Source organism: Aliiroseovarius conchicola, from assembly GCF_041403445.1.
Lineage (GTDB): Bacteria > Pseudomonadota > Alphaproteobacteria > Rhodobacterales > Rhodobacteraceae > Aliiroseovarius > Aliiroseovarius conchicola.
Genome location: NZ_JBGEHL010000003.1, coordinates 13,245 through 32,610, shown reverse-complemented (window position 1 = coordinate 32,610; position 19,366 = coordinate 13,245). Strand labels below are relative to the sequence as shown.

The following is a 19,366-nucleotide window of genomic DNA, read 5'->3' as shown; positions in this document are numbered from 1 at the left end:
CACAAGGGGGACGGGGCATGTACGAATACAACCACCTTGCTCAGGCGATTTCACAGGCGTCAGATGGGCGCCATGATGCGACGTTCCTGATCGACGGGCAAACCGGTCATCCGACCTCTTATGGCACGTTCTGGGCGAATGCTGAGCGGATGGCAGCCGCGCTGGTCAGGTTGGGTTTGAAGCCTGGGGATCGGGTGGCAGTTCAGGCCCCCAAAGAGCCCGCGATGCTGGAGCTATATGTGGGGACGGTGCTCGCAGGTGGCGTGTTTTTACCGCTGAACACCGCCTATACGCCTTCTGAGATATCGTATTTTCTGGACGATGCGTCTCCTCATGTTTTTGTGTGCGATCCTGATCGGCGTGATGCTCTGGCGGGCGTGATTTCTCGGGCGGACATTGCGCATGTTTTGACGCTGGGGGCGAGTGGGGCTGGTTCGCTTGCAACGGCGCGTGACGCGCAGTCCGCCGGTTTTAAGGCCGTGGCGCGCGGGCCGCTGGACCTGGCGGCGATCCTTTATACTTCCGGCACCACGGGGCGGTCAAAAGGGGCGATGCTGACCCACCGGGCGTTGGCCTCGAACAGCGCCACATTGCGGGAGTACTGGAGGTTCACGGATCAGGATGTCTTGATCCACGCTTTACCAATCTATCACACGCATGGTCTGTTCGTGGCGACAAATGTGACCTTGATGGCGGGGGCGTCTGCCATCTTTATGGCGGGATTTGATGCAGAGGCGATCATTGACGCGATGCCGCGCGCGACCGCGCTAATGGGGGTGCCAACATTCTATACGCGGCTTTTGAAAGACGACCGCTTGTCCGCCGCGTCGCGCGATATGCGGCTGTTTGTGTCGGGTTCTGCGCCCTTGTTGGCTGAGACACACACCCAATGGCGCGAGGTGACGGGGCACGGCATTCTTGAACGCTACGGAATGACCGAAACAAACATGAACACGTCCAACCCCTATGACGGAGAGCGCCGCGCGGGGACGGTTGGGTTTCCTTTGCCCGGCGTCGAGGTGAAGGTTTGCGACCAAGAAAGCGGCAACGAGGTACCGATTGGCGAAATCGGGGTCCTTGAAGTGCGGGGCGACAATGTCTTTGCTGGCTACTGGCAGATGCCCGAAAAGACGGCCGAAGAATTACGCGATGACGGGTGGTTTATCACGGGTGATCTGGCGATGATTGACGGCGATGGCTACGTGAGGATTGTGGGGCGCGGCAAGGACCTGATCATCTCGGGTGGGTTCAACGTATATCCGAAAGAGGTGGAAACCGTGATCGACGCATTGCCCGACGTGCTGGAAAGCGCCGTCATTGGCGTGCCGCACGAGGATTTTGGCGAGGCTGTGGTGGCCGTGGTGGTCGCGCATCCAGACCGGTCGATCGATGAAGCACAAGTGTTGATGGGTTCGGCGGATCAGTTGGCGCGGTTCAAGCAACCAAAGCGCGTCGTTGTCGTGGATGAATTGCCACGAAACACAATGGGTAAGGTGCAGAAAAACGTGATGCGCGACAGCTACGCCGATCTACTGAAAGACTAGGGCAGAAAGCCTATTTCGGTAGTGGGCCGTCTTTTAGGCGGTAGCCCAGGAACGCAGGATAAAGATAGCTGCGCCTGATTGCGGGGAATTGGAAGCGGGGAAGCGCCCGCGTATGAACGGGCAGGGCCGCAATGCGTCCAAGCGCCATATCGGCCAGACGCGCACCCACCCATGTGCCCATGGCGACACCATTACCGTGATAGTTCAGACCGGCCCAAGCCGTGGCGCTGTTTCCGATGGGGCCGGCATAGGGCAACAAGTCACGCGAAAGACTAATGAGACCGGACCAGAAATACGGGGTCTCGACGTTGCGCCATGCGGGGAACATGGCAGCGAGGTGCTGTCTTAGCTGCTCCCGCATGGCGTTCTGACCCTCGGCAGTGGCGGCGATATTGCCGCGTGCACCGAAAAGGAAACGTCCGTCGGGCAGCAATCGAAAATAGTGCAAAAGATTGCGGCTGTCATAGGCCATAAGGTCCGTGCTCCAACCCTGCGCGGCGATCTCGTCCGCGGTCAGTTCGCGGGTCACAAGGATGTTGGATTGCACTGGCAGGTAGCGCCCGGAAAGCCAATCCGGCAAGCCATCGGTGGAATAACCATTGGTGGCGATGATAAGTTTCTTAGCCGTGATTTGGCCACGGGGGGTCGTCAGGATGTGCTTGCCTTCGGCCTCAGTGATCTGGGTCACTGGGCTATTGGCGCAGAGCGTTGCCCCGGCGGCGCTGGCGGCACTGGCAAGCCCGCTGACATAGCGCCCCGGATTAAGGGCAAAACCCAGCGGCAGGACCAGCCCGCCGTGAAACGCCCCATTCATTCCGCGTGACGTCAGATCGCTTTTCGGGATCAGTTCAGCGGGGTGGCCCAGCTTGGCCCACTCTGCTTGCTCGGCTCGCAAACCGGTCACAGCGCGAGGCGAGTGCGCCAATAGAAGCTCACCATCGGAATGGGTTTCGGCGTCTATTCCGTGTCGGTCCAATAAGTTTGCGACCAGTTCAACTGCGCCGCGCTGGGCCGCGAAATAGGCACGGGTGGCGTCTTCTCCGAAGCGTTTTCTTATTGCTCCTAGCCCAAGTTTATCGCCACCGATGGTACAAAAGCCACCATTGCGTCCGGACGCGCCCCATCCAGGGGCCTGGGCGTCCAATACCATCACCTCTGCCCCTGCCTCGGCAAGGTGAAGTGCAGCTGATAACCCAGTAAATCCACCACCGATCACCGCTATTTCAACTTGGTGATCACCTTCGGGCGCTGGCCAATCGCCGTCGGGTCGTGGCCAGATACATTCTGCCCGCGCCGCATCTTCATAGGCATAGTCTTCATAGATGCGTCGCGGCATCAGAGCCTGCCAAGATAGGTGCGATACTCGATCTGGCTGATCTCGTGGGTCAGCTGTTGGATTTCATCGCGGCGGATGGTTGCATAGATGTCCTGATAGCGCGCGCCAAAGATGTCCGTGGCAATCTGGGCGTTCGCAAACCGGTCGACGGTCTGTGCCCAATCAGCGCTTAGCGGTTGGGCAGGCGTGGCGTCGGCATCATCCAATGGAAGAGGCAGGGCCGGTTTAGCCTCTAACCCGTGCAGCATGCCGCCCAATATTGCGGCCACGGCCAGATAGGGGTTTACGTCAGCACCCGCGATCCGGTGTTCCAACCGCGCGCCGGGGCCTTTGGTTTCCGGCAAACGGATACCGGCGGCGCGGTTGTCAAATCCCCAGTCGGGGGCCGAGGGTGCGAAGCTCATCGGTTTGAAGCGACGGTAGGAATTCATATGCGGCGCAAAGATCGCTTGCAGGTCGCGCATGGTGTCCAATACGCCACCCACCGCGTGTTTCAAAGCGTCAGACGGCCCGTCTGTGCCGTCGTCAAAGACGTTCTTTCCGTCCTTGTCCACGACCGATGCGTGCACATGCATCCCGTTACCGGGAAAATCGGCATAGGGTTTGGCCATGAACGTGGCTTCCATCCCATGTGACCGCGCCACGCCACGTACGAGGCGTTTGAACAAGAGCGCCGTATCCGCGGCCCACATCACATCATCGGTGTGGTGGAAGTTGATCTCGAACTGGCCGGGGCCGTATTCGGCGATCAGCGTATCGGTGGCCAGCCCCTGTGCTTCTGATGCCTTAAGGATGTCATCGAGGATATCCTGCGTACGCTCCAGCACTTCGAGGTCATAGTTCTGCGCATCGGGGCTGCGGTCCGGTGGCGTCGGGGCGTCGTCTTCGGAACCGCGCGGCTTGAACAGATAGAACTCAAGTTCAGTCGCCAGCACCGGGTGCAACCCCTTTGCATGAAGCTTACCCACCATACGGGCGAGTTGCTGGCGCGAGGACAGATCGCTGATCTCGCCCGTGTCTGGGTCAATCATCTCGACCTGTACCTGTGCCACGTGTGCCTTTGCCCATGGCACAGGCTTCAACGTGCCGGGAATTGGGACGATGCGGCCATCCGGGTCGCCGACACTGATCCCCAAGCCGGTTTCCTCAACCTCGGCCCCAAGAATGTTTGGCGCATAGGTCGACAGGGGCAGCCGCACCGCCCCATCAGCCAGTTTCTTTTCATCATCACCCGGCAACCACTTGCCGCGTAAGACGGCATTGGCATCACAAAGCATCAGTTCAACCCGGTCAGGGCGGCCGTGGGCCTTGCAGTACTCGGCGTATTCTTCAAGGAAATCGCTCATCAAATGGCTTCCTGTTCGTCTTTCTGACGTTTGGCAATCGCACGTTTCGAGGTGAGGGATGCACCGATTACGCCGATCGTTACAAGTGCAATCATGATGGTCGATAGCGCGTTGATTTCCGGACTGACGCCAAGACGGACAGCCGAGAAAATCTTGATCGGTAGGGTCGTAGAGCTAGGGCCAGAGGTAAATGAGGCGATCACCAGATCGTCTAGCGATAGTGTGAAGGCCAAAAGCCAACCCGAGATCACAGCCGGCGCGATAATCGGTAGGGTCACAAGGCGAAACGCTTCAAATCCCGTGCAGCCAAGATCAAGGGCGGCCTCTTCCAGGGATCGGTCAAACGTCACCAATCGCGACGACACAACAACCGAAACGAAGCACATCGAGAACGTCGTGTGCGCCAGAACGATGGTCGTGATCCCGCGGTCAAATCCGATTGAGATGAACAGCAAAAGCAGTGAAAGGCCAGTGATCACTTCCGGCATGACGAGCGGTGCATAGATCATGCCTGAGAAGATGGTGCGTCCCGGGAAGCGCCCAGCACGAACCATGACATACGCGGCCATCGTGCCCAGTACGGTGGCGATGGTGGATGAGAAGACAGCGACGCGCAAAGTGACCCATGCTGCGTCCAAAAATGCCTCGTTTCTAAAAAGCTCGCCATACCATTTGGTCGAGAAACCCGACCAAACCGTCACCAGCTTGCCCGCGTTGAACGAGTAGGTGATCAGGATGATCATCGGGATGTAAAGGAACGCAAAACCAAGCGTTAGCGATACGGCGTTAAACCAAGTGAGACGTCTCATTGCTCAGCCTCCCTTTGTTTTTCCTCGTTACGCTGGAACAGCACAATCGGAATGATCAGGAGAAGCAGCAGGATGATCGCCACAGCCGACGCAACCGGCCAGTCGCGGTTCGAGAAGAATTCTTCCCACAGCACTTTGCCGATCATCAGTGTTTTCGATCCGCCCAATAGGGCAGGGATCACGAACTCGCCCATCGCAGGGATGAACACGAGGAACGAGCCTGCGATGATCCCTTGTTTCGACAACGGGAATGTCACGAGCCAGAAGGCTGAGAAGCGAGAGCAGCCCAAGTCCTCGGCAGCTTCCAATAGGCTTTCGTCTAGGCGTTCCAGCGCCGAGTAAATCGGCAGCACCATGAACGGCAGATACGTATAAACGATGCCGATATAGACGGCGAGGTTGGTGTTCAAGATCACCAGTGGTTCTTGGATAATCCCGATATACATCAGCAATTGGTTCAGAAGCCCCTCGTTCGACAAGATTGCTTTCCATGAATAAACGCGGATCAGGAAGCTGGTCCAAAACGGCAGGATCACCAGCATCATCAGAGTGGGGCGCCACTCATCCGGCGCGCGGCTCATGCCATAGGCGATGGGAAAGCCGACGATCAGGGTCAGAATGGTCGAGATCAGTGCGATCTTCAGGCTCGATAAGTAGGCCTTCCAATAAAGGTCATCCGATGTCAGCCACCAGAAATTCTCCATATCAAGACCGGCCCACCACGCGGAAATACCGGCCCAGCCTTCTGACAAATCAAGCGTTGGTGTGTAGGGCGGGATCGCCAATGCGGTGTCTGACAGGCTGATCTTCAAGACGATCAGGAACGGCACCAGAAACAGGGCCAGTAGCCACAAGTATGGGATCGAGATCAGGGCAAAACGCTTCATTTGTCCAACACCACGCCAGCGGTGTCGGTGAAGCTAAGCCAGACCTCGTCTTCCCATGTGATCTGTCTGCGTCGAATGCGGCGCGTGTTGGCTGCCTGCGCTTTGATGTGAACACCATTGGCCATTTCAACGACGTAAGTCGACATATTGCCGAGATACGCGATATCGAGCACTTTGCCTTGCAAAACATTGGTGGCGTCGGCGGGGCGTTCGGTGGAAATGGTGACCTTCTCGGGGCGGACGGCCAATGATGCCTCGGTTCCTACCGTGAATTCTTCATGCGCAATGCCGGTTAAATCCTGCTGCCCCTCAGCCCAACTGATAGAGGCGTGCCCGTCGCCTGTCTTCGTGATGTTTCCTTTGATCAGGTTCACATCCCCAATGAAGTCCGCGACATAGACCGAGCTTGGCTCTTCATAAATTTTGGCGGGCGTGTCGACTTGGATGATCTTGCCGTGATCCATTACGGCTATGCGGCTGGCGACAGTCATCGCCTCTTCCTGATCGTGGGTCACAATCACGAAGGTTGTGCCGGTCTTTTCTTGAATGTCCATCAGTTCGAACTGCGTGTCCTGACGCAGTTTTTTGTCCAGCGCGCCCAGAGGTTCGTCGAGCAACAGCAATTTGGGGGCCTTAGCCAAAGACCGCGCCAACGCGACCCGCTGACGTTGCCCGCCTGAAATCTGATGCGGTTTCCGGTTGGCGAATTTGTTCAACTGCACAAGCGTCAGCATCTCTTCGACGCGGGCTTCGACCTGATCCTTGGGCAACTTGTCCCGCTTCAAGCCAAACGCGATGTTTTCAGACACCGAAAGATGCGGAAACAGCGCATAGCTTTGGAACATCATGTTTACAGCGCGCTTGTTGGGCGGGATCGGGGCTACGTCCTGCCCATCAATGAAAATCGTGCCTTCGGTCGGTGTTTCGAACCCCCCGAGCATCCGCATCATCGTCGTCTTGCCACAACCGGATGGCCCAAGAAGCGCAAAGAACTCCTGTTCGTAGATGTCGATTGTCAGATTGTCGATCGCAGTGAAACCACCCCACCGTTTCGTCACGTTTTTGAACTGGATTAAGGGTTTGGCCTGGGCATCTTCCCAGGGTGCGAAAACAGAGACCGGTGCAGTTGCGGTGTCAGACATTGGAACCTCGGGAATGAAAAAAGCGCTTCCCTCCGCATATGGAGTACATGCGGAGGGACAAGGAAATCAGGCTTAGGTGCCCGACTTGATTTTGGTCCACAGACGGGTGACGACGCGCTGAACTTTGGGCGCGTAGGGCGTTGTGGTGTAAAGGTTTTTCAGCGTTTCTTCGTCCGGATAGATGGCCGGATCACCGATCACATCTTCCACCAGAAACTCTTGAGACGCTTTGTTGCCGTTGGCGTAGTAAACATAGTTAGACGCCGCAGCCATGTTGTTTGCATCCAGAATGAAGTTCAGGAATTTGTGGGCCGCTTCGGGGTTTGGAGCGTCTGCTGGAATTGCCATTTGGTCAAACCACATCAATGCGCCCTCGGAGGGTGCATTATAAGCAATCTCAACCCCGTTTTCGGCCTCGTCCGCGCGGTCGCGGGCTTGCAGAATGTCACCGGACCAGCCGAATGCCACGCAAATGTCGCCGTTTGCCAAGGCGTTGATGTATTCCGAGCTATGGAATTTCTGAATGTACGGGCGAACGGGTGCAAGCACTTCTTCCGCCTTTGCAATCACGTCCGGATCGTGGCTGTCTGGATCCTCACCCAAATAGGCCAACGCAGCAGGAATGATTTCGGCAGGGGCGTCCAGAACGTGAATCCCACACGCTGATAGTTTCTCGGCATTCGCCGGGTCGAAGATCAAATCCAACGATCCGATTGGCGCATCTTCGCCAAGGATCTCGGTTACCTTGCCGACATTCACACCCAAACCAGTGGTTCCCCACATGTAGTTGATGGAGTAAGCGTTGTCTGGGTCATACTGGGCAGTTCGATTTTGGATGACGTCCCAAAGGTTGCCTGCATTGGACAACTGCGCTGTGTCCAGGGGTTGGAATGCGCCCGCAGTAATCTGACGCTGCAGGAACGTTCCCGAGGGTACGACCACATCGTAACCCGAACCACCGGCCAGCATCTTGGTTTCCAGAACTTCGTTTGAGTCGAAGACGTCATAAACCAGATCAATCCCGGTCTCTTCTTCAAATTTCGCCAGCAGCTCTTCGTCAATGTAGTCTGACCAGTTATAGACGCGTACTTCCTCGGCGGTGGCGGCACTCGCCCCCAACGCGAGGGCAACACTTAACGTGACCCAAGTTTTATTCATTTGTCGTTTCTCCCTGATTGCGGGTGGTTCCCCGTCCGCGACATTTGATCAAAAAAATGCCTTTCACGCAATATGGTAAAATTACGGATGGCATAGTAGATTGCTTTCAAAGATTATCTTTGGGGCCGGATTTGGCAAAACAATTGTAACGAAGGGGGCATGTGTGTCCGAAAAAGCAGCGAAATTGCCCGACCACCAGCGTGTTTACCGTCAACTTCGCGAGATGATTCTATTCGGCGAACTGGCACCCGGTCAGCCTGTGACGATCCAAGGTTTGGTTGGAACTTTGGATGTTGGTATGACCCCAGTTCGCGAAGCCATTCGCAGACTGACGTCAGAAGGGGCATTGATCTTCAAGGGAAACCGCCGTGTTTCTGTGCCTCAACCGGATATGGCGCAGTGGAATGAAATTGCCTTTGCACGCCTTTGCGTTGAGCCAGAGCTGGCGCGTATGGCCACTGAAAACATTGGCGAAGATGAGCTTGCGCGACTGACCGATTATGACGACCGGCTGAACAGCTCGATCGATCGCGGCGATGTCCGCGGATACCTCGAGAACAATTATCGCTTCCACGCCTATCTCTACGATTTGGCCAATACCGAGGTGTTGTCATCCATCGCCAACATGCTTTGGTTGCGTGCTGGTCCGTCACTGCGTGTGGTGCTTGGTCGCTATGGTACGGCAAACCTGCCCGACAAGCATGCTGAGGCGATGGAAGCCATGAAGGCCGGCGATGCTGATGCGGTCGCTGCGGCAATTCGTGGTGACATTGATCAGGGAATCGCCCAGGTGCGCGAGACTCTTTTAGCAGAGTGAATTTGATCAGATTGTCGACTTGCCGTTGACAGTGTGTTTTTTGATCATATTCTGGGCGCGACTATTCAGGGGCCCAGTAAAGGCTGATTCCATCCGGCGTGCCCCGATCCTGACCGTTTCTAGGAGTTCGCGATATGAACAAGATCACCAACCACCTGCCCACTGCCGAATTGCAAGCCATTGATGCAGCCCACCACATGCACCCGTTCACAGCGGATGGGGAGCTTAAGAAAAAAGGCGCGCGCGTAATGACGTCGGCTGACGGTGTCTGGCTGAAAGACAGCGACGGCGAAACAGTGCTGGACGCAATGGCTGGCCTTTGGTGTGTGAATATCGGCTATGGTCGCGATGAGTTGGCGGAAGTTGCCGCCCGCCAAATGCGCGAACTGCCGTATTACAACACGTTCTTCCAAACCACCCATGTCCCCGCGATCGCGCTGGCCCAGAAGCTGGCGCAGCTTGCCCCCGGTGATCTGAATCACGTCTTCTATGCCAATGGCGGCTCTGACGCGAATGACACAAACATTCGTATGGTGCGCACCTATTGGGCTGAAAAGGGCCAGCCCGACCGCGATGTCATTATCTCGCGCTGGAATGCCTATCACGGCTCCACAATCGGTGGAACTTCGCTGGGTGGCATGAAGGGTATGCATGGACAAGGCAGTCTACCCATTCCGGGGATCGAGTTCATCGACCAGCCCAATTGGTACGCCGAAGGTGGTGATACGGACCCAGAAGAGTTCGGGCTGGAGCGCGCACGCCAACTGGAAGCCAAGATCAAAGAGGTCGGCCCAGACCGTGTTGCCGCCTTCATTGGCGAACCTGTTCAGGGCGCGGGTGGTGTGATCGTTCCGCCGGCCAGCTACTGGCCTGAAATTCAGCGGATCTGTAAGAAATACGATATCTTATTGATTGTGGATGAGGTGATTACCGGGTTTGGCCGCACTGGCAACTGGTTTGGAAGCCAAACCTTTGACCTCACTCCGGACATTATGACCGTCGCCAAGGGGCTAAGCTCGGGCTATGCCCCCATTGGTGCTTCGATCGTGTCTGACAAAGTGGCGGACGTTCTGGCGGGGACCGAATTCAACCACGGCTACACCTACTCGGGCCATCCCGTGGCCTGCGCGGTTGCGCTGGAAAACCTACGCATTCTTGAAGAAGAGGGCATTGTGGATCAGGTGGGGTCGGACACGGCGCCCTATCTGGCCGAGAAGTGGCATGCGCTGGCCGATCACCCCTTCGTAGGTGAAACCAAGATCGTTGGTATGATGGCGTCCCTAGCACTGACACCTGACAAGGGCGCGCGCGCGCCGTTTGCGGCGGACACCGGCACCGTTGGCTTCATCACCCGCGAATGCTGCTTCGGTAACAATCTGATCATGCGCCATGTGGGGGATCGGATGATCATCTCACCGCCGCTGGTGATCACCAAGGGCGAGATCGACACGCTGATCGAAAGGGCGCGTAAGTCGTTGGATGAGGCTTACGAGGTCGTGAAGGAAAAGGGCCTTCTGGTGGCTGGCTGATCAGGCATAGGCCGGGGGTACTCTGGCCTTTCTACATCCGAGGGATCCATGGACCTACTTACTGCCAATGATCGGCACGGGGAATATCCCCAAAGCTGGTATGCTGCGACGGCTGAAGCGCCCGGCCCATACCCAGAAGCAACCGGAGGTATCACCTGCGATGTCTGCATCGTTGGCGGTGGCTTTACCGGATTGTCCGCTGCGTTGCATTTGGCCGAGCGTGGCTATGACGTGGTGCTGTTGGAGGCGCAACGTGTCGGGTTTGGTGCCTCTGGGCGCAATGGCGGTCAGGTGGGGACCGGTCAGCGACTAGACCAGGACGAACTGGAACAGATGGTTGGGCGCGACGATGCGCGCAAGCTTTGGGATCTTGCCCTTGAAAGCGTTCAATTGGTTCGGGATATGGTCGCTGAACACGCGCCAGACGCGGGGTTCACCGATGGTATCCTTCACGCGATGCACCGCGCGCGATACGTGCCCGAAGATCACGCATATGTTCGTAAACTGAATGAAAAGTATGATTACGGACTGATCCGCGCAGTCGATCGCGATGAAATGCGCGAATTGTGCAACTCACCCGCCTATCACGGAGGGTCGCTTGATCTGGGGGCAGGCCATACCCATCCGTTGAGATTGGCTTTTGGCATGGCGCGCTCGGCGGCGACCAAAGGGGTTCGGATTTTCGAAACGAGCCGCGTGACTGATGTGGCAGAGGGTGCACCTGTAAGCATATCGACACCCGCGGCTATGATCACAGCAACGCACCTTGTCTGGGCGTGCAACGGATATCTTGGAAATGCCGAGGGGCGCGTCGCATCCCGCGTGATGCCGATCAACAATTTCATTGTCGCGACAGAGCCGCTGGGTGAGGGTTTTGCTCAATCCTTGATCAAAGGCCAACACGCTGTCGCAGACAGCAAGTTCGTCGTCAATTACTTCCGCCTGTCTGAAGACAACCGCATGCTTTTTGGTGGGGCCGAGAGCTATGGCTATCGTTTTCCCAAGGACATTCGAAAGCTTGTTTCAAAGCCAATGTTGGAGGTCTATCCTCAACTCAAAGACGTCAAGGTCGACTATGCTTGGGGTGGGACGCTTGGGATTACGATGAACCGGATGCCGCATTTTGAGCGGCTTGCGGGGAATATCCTTTCTGCGTCGGGTTATTCAGGTCATGGGGTCGCAATGGCAACACTAGGCGGCAAGATGGCGGCTGAGGCGATTGCGGGTCAGGCTGAACGGTTTGACCTGATGGCCTCGGTTCCAACGCCCCGGTTCCCCGGTGGGGTTGCGATGCGCTGGCCGTTGCTGGTGGCGGCGATGCTTTGGTATTCCATGCGCGATAAACTCTAACGCACCGGACCACCGACATCTCCGGGTGCGACTGCGACGGATTTGACGATGGCATAGACCTCGGCCCCATCCTGCAAACCCATTGCATTGACTGACCGTTTGGTCAGACGCGCCAATACACGTCCGGCTGGCGTATCCAAGGACACAACTGCGCCCGGACCGTCGCCCAACCGAATGCTGGCAATGATACCAGGCAAAGTGTTCAGCGCCGAAAGGCCTTCGGGTCGGGCTGTAGACAAGATCACATCCTGCGCCGCAATCCGCAGGCGCAATAGGCTACCGGGGCTTTGGGCGACATGTGGTAACAGGATGGGCAAGCCTCCTGCTTCCAGCTCGGTCAGGCCGTCGTCATGATGGGCTTTTACCCGCGCTTCGATCACCGCTCCGATAGAGCGGATGTCGCCCGGCGTAAAGCTTGGGTCGCCCAATACCTCTGCGGCGGTACCTTGGCGTGTGACTTTCCCGGCATTCAGGGCGACAACCGTGGTAGCCAACCGCGCCACCTCGGTGGCGGAATGTGTGACATATAGGATTGGTACATCACTTTCATCGCGCAAGCGCTCGAAATAGGGCAGAATCTCGGCTTTGCGGGCGTCATCCAGTGCCGCCAACGGTTCATCGGCAAGGATCAGTTCCGGGTGGGCCAGAAGCGCGCGGCCGATGGCGACCCGTTGCTTTTCACCACCTGACAGGCGGGCGGGGCGACGGGACAGAAGGGGTCCTATACCCAACATCTCGACCACACGATCAAAACCTGATTGATCCAAGCGCATTTTTATCGCCCTTCGCCCGTATTCCAGATTTTGCTGCACGTTCATATGGGGAAATAGACGTGCATCCTGAAAGATGTAGCCCAGCCGACGTTTGTGCGGTGGCAGGAAAACGCGTTTTTCGCTGTCCATCAGGGTTTGGCTACCGACAGAAATGCGTCCTGTTCCCGCACGATTCAGCCCGGCGACCGTATCAATGATCGAGGTCTTGCCAGAGCCTGATGGCCCGAACAGAACGGTCAGTCCGGCGGGAGCCTCGAAAGCGACATCCAGCGAAAATCCCCTGAATGTTTGGCTGAGTTGAACAGAGAGAGCAGGCTTGGTCATGTCCCCTCCATCCGTTTGGCAACACGGCGGGCGAAGACCTCGGATAACACCAGCGCGGCCATCGCGATGACGATTGAGACGATGACAAGCCCCAACGCTGCGCTTTCGCCACCGGGCACTTGCAAAAAGCTATAGATCGCCAATGGCAGAGTCTGGGTTTGGCCCGGGATGTTGGAGACGAAGGTGATCGTGGCTCCAAATTCCCCCATCGCCTTGGCAAACCCCAGGATCGTGCCGGTTAGAATGCCGGGTAAGGCAAGTGGTAGGGTGATGGTTGCAAACACACGCAAGCGGCTTGCACCTAGCGTTGAGGCCGCTTGCTCAAGCTTTTGATCGACAGCTTCGATGGATAAGCGAATGGCGCGCACCATCAAGGGGAAGCCCATGATGGCCGACGCCAGTGCTGCCCCTGTCCATTGAAACGCGATGCTAACGCCTAACGCGTCCAGAAATCGGCCGCCCAAACCGGTGGCCCCGAAGGTCAGCAATAGTAGATAGCCGGTGACGACAGGGGGCAGGATCAAGGGCAGATGCACCAGACCATTGGCGAATTGCTTGCCGGGGAATTCCCACCGCGCCAAGGCATGTGACACGAAGATCGCCAATGGCAGTGACAACAAGGTGGCCCAAAACGCCACCTTCAGTGACAGCGCGACGGCTTGCCACTCTGCGGGACCCAGCCAACCGGTCATGAACCTGCCATGGGGGTGAACCCATGCCGTCGAAAGATGTCGGTCGCCAAGGGTTGGCTCAGCCAGCGCAGAAATGCTGACGCGGTGTCTTTATTGCGATCTGCCACAACGGCGGCGGGATAGACTATCGGCGGATGGCTGTCCGGGGCCAGTGTCGCTACGATCCGCACCCGTGGTTCCGCCTTCGCATCGCTTCCGTAAACGACCCCCAGCGGCGTTTGATTAAGCGCCACGAGCGCCAATGCGGCGCGCACACTGTCGGTTTGGGCTGCAAGCGGGGAAACGGCGTCCCACTGCCCCAAATGCTCTAATGCGGCCTTGCCGTAGATACCGGCAGGCACTGCGCCCACCAGCCCAATCGCAATTTTGCGATCACCCAGAAATCCCGCCAGATCGTCGAGGTTTTCGGGGCCGGACGTCGCGGTTGGGGCAATCACAACCAGTGTATTTCCCAGCAAATCAACGCGCGTGCCTGGCACGATATGCCCACTGTCTTCGACCACATCCATCCAGCCTTCGTTGGCGGAAATGAACAAGTCTGCTGGCGCACCCAAAGTGATTTGCCGCGCCAGAACAGATGATCCCGCGTATGAGATGCGTATCTCTTGCCCATAGCCTTCTTCGTACGATTGAGCTGCCTCGTCGAGCGCGCCTTTCAGACTTGCAGCGGCAAACAGCGTGATCGGTTCAGCGCGTGCTGACACTGCCAACGCTGCCACCGCCACGAAGGCGATCGGCATCATGCGAAATAGGGCCGACTGGGCCAAAAGGGATGGGGAGCGTCGGGTCATGGTTGCCCAGTGATAACGACATGCAGCAAAGGGCGGCAAGGTCTTTTGCTAGGCCAGTAGCCAAGAATGCCCACCCGCGCGATGTCCTTGCGCAGGTGGGCGACTACATTATTCGGCGGCGTCACGCTTTGGTAAGACCCAGCCGGGTCGCACAAAATGACAGGTGTAGCCATTTGGCAGGCGTTGCAGATAATCCTGATGCTCGGGCTCAGCTTCCCAGAAATCGCCTGCAGGTTCGACTTCGGTCACGACCTTACCGGGCCAAAGGCCCGACGCATCGACATCCGCGATGGTGTTCAGCGCTTCGGCCTTTTGGTCGTCATCCAGATAGTAGATCGCTGATCGATAAGATGCACCAACATCGTTGCCCTGCCGCATTGGCGTGGATGGATCGTGGATCTGAAAGAAAAACTCCAAAAGCCTACGATAGCTGATCTGCGTGGGGTCAAAGACGATCTCGATCCCTTCGGCATGGGTCCCGTGATTGCGATATGTCGCATTGGGCACATCGCCACCCGTGTACCCCACGCGGGTCGTGGTCACGCCGGGCAGTTTGCGGATTAGCTCCTGCATTCCCCAAAAACACCCACCAGCGAGAATCGCGCGTTCATGTGCCATCAAATATCCTCCACTTGATCAATGTAGTCTCCGTAACCCTCGGCCACCATATCGTCACGATGGACGAAACGCAGCGAGGCCGAGTTGATGCAGTAGCGCAGCCCACCACGGTCCCGTGGTCCGTCAGGGAACACATGACCCAAATGGCTATCACCATGGGTCGAGCGTACCTCGGTGCGGACCATGCCAAGTGTGCTGTCTCGCAATTCTGCCACATGAGCAGGCTCAATCGGTTTGGTAAAACTTGGCCAGCCGCAACCGCTTTCGTATTTATCGGAAGAGGCAAATAACGGTTCGCCCGATACGATATCAACATAGATACCCGGGTCTTTGTTGCCTAGGTAGGCGCCGGTGCCGGGACGCTCGGTCCCGTTTTCCTGTGTGACCCGGTATTGCTCAGGTGACAGCTTTGAAATGGCGTCGGCGGATTTCGTGTATTCAGTCAAATCAGTGTTCCCCATTACAGTTTCGTTGACGATAAGATGGGGCGCAGAGAACGGAATTTCCATGGCGTAGCGCGGGCACAGGCTTCCAAGCAACCCTGACGGCCGAGCCGGGGCACGGAAAACCCCAATCTGGTAAGCCTCCGACGCAGGCCGGGCCGCACCGATTGCGCGGTTCACAAAATTGGCATTTGGCGAAACAAATACGATCGCGCTGAATGTACGCCGTATTTGCGCGGATGTTCGGCGCAAATGGTTGTGCGCAGGCCCGTTCCGGCAGATAGACCAAGCCGCACGCAACCGGAGACCCAGACGTGAAACTGCGTTTTGATCATGGACCAGACGAGGCACCCTGCCAATTTGACGCCCCCCAGCGCTTGATCAGAGCTGAAAATGTGCAGGAGGTGCCGCAAGCGCTTGCGGCCATCGATGCCGCGCGCGCTGAAGGGGCTTGGGTTGCCGGGTTTGCAAGCTACGAGCTTGGCTATGCGCTTGAGGAACGCTTGCACCATTTGATGCCACCGAAACGGCGCCTGCCGTTGCTCCTGTTCGGTGTCTATGACGATCCCAGTACGCCGGTTGCTGTAACGCATGGTCCGGCGTCGCTGTCGGATCTGCAGTCTGGCTGGACGCAGGGGCGCTATAAAAAAGCGTTTCAGCGCGTCCATGAATATATATGTGCCGGCGACATCTATCAGGTAAATTTGACCTTCCCGATCCATGCTCGGGCATCGGGCCTTGATCAAGCCCTTTATGCGGCCCTCATAGACGCGCAGCAGGTGCGATATGGTGTGATGTTAAAGGCCGACGGCTTGCCCAGCATTCTGTCACGCTCTCCAGAGCTTTTCTTTCGAACCACGACGACCGGGCAGATCGAGACGCGCCCGATGAAGGGTACGCAGCCACGCAGCCTCGATCCAATTGAAGATGCCCGTCGCATCGAATTTCTACGTAATGATGAAAAAAATCAGGCCGAGAATCTGATGATTGTCGACCTCCTGCGCAACGATATCTCTCGTATCTGCACCGCAGGTAGCGTCTGTGTACCGGAGCTATTCACGGTCGAAAGTTATGAAACCGTGCACCAGATGGTGTCGCTTGTCAGGGGGCAAATGTGTGATGATACAGGGCTTTCCGATATCCTAAGCGCCTTGTTTCCCTGTGGCTCGATCACTGGGGCCCCCAAACTGCGCGCGATGGAGATCATCGCGGAGCTCGAAGACGCCCCGCGCGAAATTTACTGTGGCACCATTGGATGGGCAGCACCGGATGGCAGGTCAGAATTTAATGTGGCCATTCGGACGCTGATGCTTGATGACGGTGCTGTCACCCTGAATGTTGGCGGTGGAGTTGTCTATGACAGCACGGCTGCCTCAGAACATGAAGAAGCTTTGTGGAAAGCACGCTTTGCGTCCCGCTTGGCTGGGGTGTCGTGACTGAAGGGAAATCGCGCGCATTCATTAGAGATTTGTCTATGAACTTTACCTTGCAACGCCGAATTCGACTGGAATGCTTTGCGAACCGAGGATGAATAGATGCCGAGGGGAAAGTGGTGGGCGACCTTGGAATCGAACCAAGCGTGCGTCTCCGCGAGGGAGTTACAGTCCCCTGCCACACCTTGCGGCCTGTCGCCCACTAACCCGGCACTTTCGCGCCGAACGTGGGGCTGATTATCCCGCCCGTGCCAAGCCGTCAATACGAAAAATTGCGCGAATGCACTTGTCTCGCCGACGCAATCGCCGCATTGTCCGGGCCTTGCGAAAAGAAGGGCAAAGGGCATGACGAGAAAGCCAAAATGGGTGGTGCAGAAGGAAAAGGCGCGGCGGGATGCTGCGGCCGAAACCGTTTGGCTTTTTGGGCTGCATGCCGTGCGCGATGCGCTGATGAACCCAAACCGAGAGCGACTGCGCCTGATCGTCACGAAAAACGCGGCCGATAAGTTGGCCGAGGCAATCACGACATCCGGAATGGAACCCGAAATGGCGGATGCACGGAAGTTTCCGGCGCCCCTCGATCCGAATTCGGTGCATCAGGGGGCAGCGTTAGAGGTCAAACCCCTTGCGTGGGGCAGCTTTGCTGAACGGGTCATGGGTGGCGAAGGTGGATTGCCTATCGTTGTGTTGCTTGATCGGGTAACAGACCCGCACAATGTGGGGGCGATCCTACGTTCAGCAGAGGTCTTTGGAGCCAGTGCTGTCATCGGTACGGCGCGTGGCTCGGCGCCCGAAACCGGAGCGCTTGCCAAAACGGCGTCTGGCGCATTGGAGCGCCAGCCCTATCTGCGCATTCGTAATCTTGCCGACACCATGATCGAACTGCGCGAGATGGGGTTCATCGTATTGGGTTTGGACGGGGAAGCTGACGAGACACTGGAAAGCGCGTTGGCCACACGCCCGGACCGACCAGTTGCTTTGGTGCTGGGCGCCGAGGGTCCTGGTCTGCGCGAAAAGACCAAGGCAACCTGTGATCAGCTGGTCAAAATCCCGTTTGCGAGGGGGTTTGGATCGCTCAATGTCTCCAACGCGGCGGCGGTGGCGCTTTATTGCGCGCGGTCTACGCGGTGATCACATCCCCTTGAGTGAGGATGTAATTTGCTGTCAGAATGTGCAGATTAGTTGCGATTGGAGGGGTTTATGTCCGAGAAAAATTATACACGACGTTTGGTTCTGACGGGTTTGATTGCTACGCCGCTGGCTGCTGGCTTGTTTGGCACGCGCGCTATGGCGGCAACTTCGGCGGTCTATATCGAAGATGGGGTTGCATGGGATGGCTACGATCCAGTGGCCTATTTTACGGTGGGTGAGCCCACCCCGGGATCTAAGGATTATGCATTTGATTACAATGGTGTAACGGTCCTTTTCTCAAACTCAGAGAACCGTGATTTGTTCGCAGCCGACCCGATGAAATATGCGCCGCAATATGGTGGCTACTGCGCTTACGCAATGAGCAAAGGCTATATAGCGCCGACAATTCCGGAAGCCTGGACCATCTATGATGACAAGCTTTATTTGAACTTCAGCCTGCGCGCACGCGAGCTTTGGTCAGAGGATATTCCCGGCAATATCGTCAAGGGTGACAAGAATTGGCCCGGTATTTTGAGCGCCTAACGGGGCGTTTCACAACCGGTTCACAAGTTCTTTACATTATCTTCTCATCATCTGAACCGGACCTATTTGTATAAGGAGAGCGGGCCGTGGAACGCCCGCATCTCATTTCACTGTCCCTCGTTCCACCAACTTGCGCCCGGTTCGTCCGGGCGCATTTTTGTTCGGGCTTGGCATGGTGCGGCTTTGGTCTTAGCTAACGGGTATGAACATGACTGACGCAGACACACGTATGAAACGCATCCTGACCTCAACCCGCGTGATTGGGTTGGTGGGACTGTCCCACAAACCCGAACGCGCAAGCCACCGGGTCGCGGGATTTCTGGCTGCGAAGGGCTATCGCGTGATTGGCGTGAATCCAGGTCTTGCCGGGCGCGAGATGTTCGGTGAGACGGTTGTGGCGTCGGTTTCGGAGTTGCCAGCCGAGACTGATATGATCGATTTGTTTCGCCGCTCAGAAACCATCGCGCCCATCGTAGACGAGGCACTGGACGCCCTTCCGAATCTGCGTACCGTTTGGATGCAGTTAGAGATTTTCAATGCGGAAGCCCGCGAGAAGGCCGAAGCGCACGGGGTTGAGGTTGTGGAAAATCACTGCCCGGCGATCGAATATCCGCGTTTGATTGGGTCAGCACCGTTGAGCGATCTGGTGGGGTAGGGGCTTCGCCCCTCTGCGCCTGCGCGCATTCACCCCAGGATATTT

At 57.1% G+C, this 19,366-nt stretch carries 19 protein-coding genes and 1 tRNA gene; 8 read left to right on the top strand and 12 right to left on the bottom strand.

Annotated features, from left to right (window positions below):
* Positions 1-17 precede the first annotated feature (17 nt).
* Complete coding sequence (locus tag V6N04_RS05865) at positions 18-1,544, top strand: malonate--CoA ligase (protein ID WP_371169205.1); 1,527 nt, start codon at positions 18-20, stop codon at positions 1,542-1,544.
* Positions 1,545-1,554: 10 nt separating this feature from the next.
* Here the strand turns inward: V6N04_RS05865 and V6N04_RS05860 are convergent, their stop codons facing one another.
* From V6N04_RS05860 to V6N04_RS05835, 6 genes are all read right to left on the bottom strand, one after another.
* Positions 1,555-2,880, bottom strand: coding sequence for an NAD(P)/FAD-dependent oxidoreductase (locus V6N04_RS05860; protein WP_371169204.1), 1,326 nt, complete (start codon positions 2,878-2,880; stop codon positions 1,555-1,557).
* Positions 2,880-4,226 (bottom strand): glutamine synthetase family protein, encoded by a 1,347-nt coding sequence (locus V6N04_RS05855; protein ID WP_371169203.1) that lies wholly within the window; start codon positions 4,224-4,226, stop codon positions 2,880-2,882. Before V6N04_RS05855 ends, V6N04_RS05860 begins: the two co-directional genes overlap by 1 nt.
* On the bottom strand, positions 4,226-5,035 hold the full coding sequence (locus V6N04_RS05850) for an ABC transporter permease (protein ID WP_371169202.1): 810 nt from the start codon (positions 5,033-5,035) through the stop codon (positions 4,226-4,228). The genes V6N04_RS05855 and V6N04_RS05850 overlap by 1 nt, the downstream gene beginning before the upstream one ends.
* Complete coding sequence (locus V6N04_RS05845) at positions 5,032-5,922, bottom strand: ABC transporter permease subunit (protein ID WP_371169201.1); 891 nt, start codon at positions 5,920-5,922, stop codon at positions 5,032-5,034. Before V6N04_RS05845 ends, V6N04_RS05850 begins: the two co-directional genes overlap by 4 nt.
* Positions 5,919-7,064 (bottom strand): ABC transporter ATP-binding protein, encoded by a 1,146-nt coding sequence (locus V6N04_RS05840; protein WP_371169200.1) that lies wholly within the window; start codon positions 7,062-7,064, stop codon positions 5,919-5,921. Before V6N04_RS05840 ends, V6N04_RS05845 begins: the two co-directional genes overlap by 4 nt.
* Before the next feature lie 72 nt (positions 7,065-7,136).
* Positions 7,137-8,222: a polyamine ABC transporter substrate-binding protein gene (locus V6N04_RS05835; protein WP_371169199.1), complete on the bottom strand. Its 1,086-nt coding sequence runs from the start codon at positions 8,220-8,222 to the stop codon at positions 7,137-7,139.
* Between the two features lie 163 nt (positions 8,223-8,385).
* Here V6N04_RS05835 and V6N04_RS05830 point away from each other — a divergent pair, with 163 nt between their 5' ends.
* The 3 genes from V6N04_RS05830 (at position 8,386) to V6N04_RS05820 (ending at position 11,918) form a co-directional block, all read left to right on the top strand.
* Entirely contained in the window at positions 8,386-9,039 is a 654-nt protein-coding gene (locus V6N04_RS05830) for a GntR family transcriptional regulator (protein WP_371169198.1), read from the top strand.
* A gap of 134 nt (positions 9,040-9,173) precedes the next feature.
* Entirely contained in the window at positions 9,174-10,568 is a 1,395-nt protein-coding gene (locus tag V6N04_RS05825; protein WP_371169197.1) for an aspartate aminotransferase family protein, read from the top strand.
* A 48-nt stretch (positions 10,569-10,616) separates the two neighbouring features.
* Positions 10,617-11,918, top strand: a complete 1,302-nt coding sequence (locus tag V6N04_RS05820) for an NAD(P)/FAD-dependent oxidoreductase (protein WP_371169196.1) — start codon at positions 10,617-10,619, stop codon at positions 11,916-11,918.
* Here V6N04_RS05820 and modC read toward each other — a convergent pair.
* The 5 genes from modC to msrB form a co-directional block, all read right to left on the bottom strand.
* Positions 11,915-13,015 (bottom strand): molybdenum ABC transporter ATP-binding protein, encoded by a 1,101-nt coding sequence (gene modC / locus V6N04_RS05815; RefSeq protein ID WP_371169195.1) that lies wholly within the window; start codon positions 13,013-13,015, stop codon positions 11,915-11,917. The two genes, V6N04_RS05820 and modC, sit on opposite strands and share 4 nt — an antisense overlap.
* Positions 13,012-13,707 (bottom strand): molybdate ABC transporter permease subunit, encoded by a 696-nt coding sequence (modB, locus tag V6N04_RS05810; protein WP_371169194.1) that lies wholly within the window; start codon positions 13,705-13,707, stop codon positions 13,012-13,014. Before modB ends, modC begins: the two co-directional genes overlap by 4 nt.
* Positions 13,704-14,498: a molybdate ABC transporter substrate-binding protein gene (gene modA, locus V6N04_RS05805; RefSeq protein WP_371169193.1), complete on the bottom strand. Its 795-nt coding sequence runs from the start codon at positions 14,496-14,498 to the stop codon at positions 13,704-13,706. The genes modB and modA overlap by 4 nt, the downstream gene beginning before the upstream one ends.
* A gap of 108 nt (positions 14,499-14,606) precedes the next feature.
* Positions 14,607-15,116: a peptide-methionine (S)-S-oxide reductase MsrA gene (gene msrA / locus V6N04_RS05800; protein WP_371169192.1), complete on the bottom strand. Its 510-nt coding sequence runs from the start codon at positions 15,114-15,116 to the stop codon at positions 14,607-14,609.
* Positions 15,116-15,562 (bottom strand): peptide-methionine (R)-S-oxide reductase MsrB, encoded by a 447-nt coding sequence (gene msrB, locus V6N04_RS05795; RefSeq protein WP_371169639.1) that lies wholly within the window; start codon positions 15,560-15,562, stop codon positions 15,116-15,118. The genes msrA and msrB overlap by 1 nt, the downstream gene beginning before the upstream one ends.
* 311 nt (positions 15,563-15,873) lie before the next feature.
* Between msrB and V6N04_RS05790 the strand changes: the two genes are divergently transcribed.
* Positions 15,874-16,995 carry an aminodeoxychorismate synthase component I gene (locus V6N04_RS05790; RefSeq protein ID WP_371169191.1) on the top strand — a complete coding sequence of 374 codons (1,122 nt, stop codon included), beginning with the start codon at positions 15,874-15,876 and terminating at the stop codon, positions 16,993-16,995.
* Between the two features lie 114 nt (positions 16,996-17,109).
* Here the strand turns inward: V6N04_RS05790 and V6N04_RS05785 are convergent.
* Positions 17,110-17,193: transfer RNA gene (locus V6N04_RS05785), tRNA-Tyr, on the bottom strand.
* Between the two features lie 144 nt (positions 17,194-17,337).
* Between V6N04_RS05785 and rlmB the strand changes: the two genes are divergently transcribed.
* The 3 genes from rlmB (at position 17,338) to V6N04_RS05770 (ending at position 19,321) form a co-directional block, all read left to right on the top strand.
* Entirely contained in the window at positions 17,338-18,123 is a 786-nt protein-coding gene (rlmB, locus tag V6N04_RS05780) for a 23S rRNA (guanosine(2251)-2'-O)-methyltransferase RlmB (RefSeq protein ID WP_371169190.1), read from the top strand.
* Between the two features lie 69 nt (positions 18,124-18,192).
* On the top strand, positions 18,193-18,666 hold the full coding sequence (locus V6N04_RS05775) for a YHS domain-containing (seleno)protein (RefSeq protein ID WP_371169189.1): 474 nt from the start codon (positions 18,193-18,195) through the stop codon (positions 18,664-18,666).
* 208 nt (positions 18,667-18,874) lie between these two features.
* Positions 18,875-19,321: a CoA-binding protein gene (locus V6N04_RS05770; RefSeq protein WP_371169188.1), complete on the top strand. Its 447-nt coding sequence runs from the start codon at positions 18,875-18,877 to the stop codon at positions 19,319-19,321.
* Positions 19,322-19,366 lie beyond the last annotated feature (45 nt).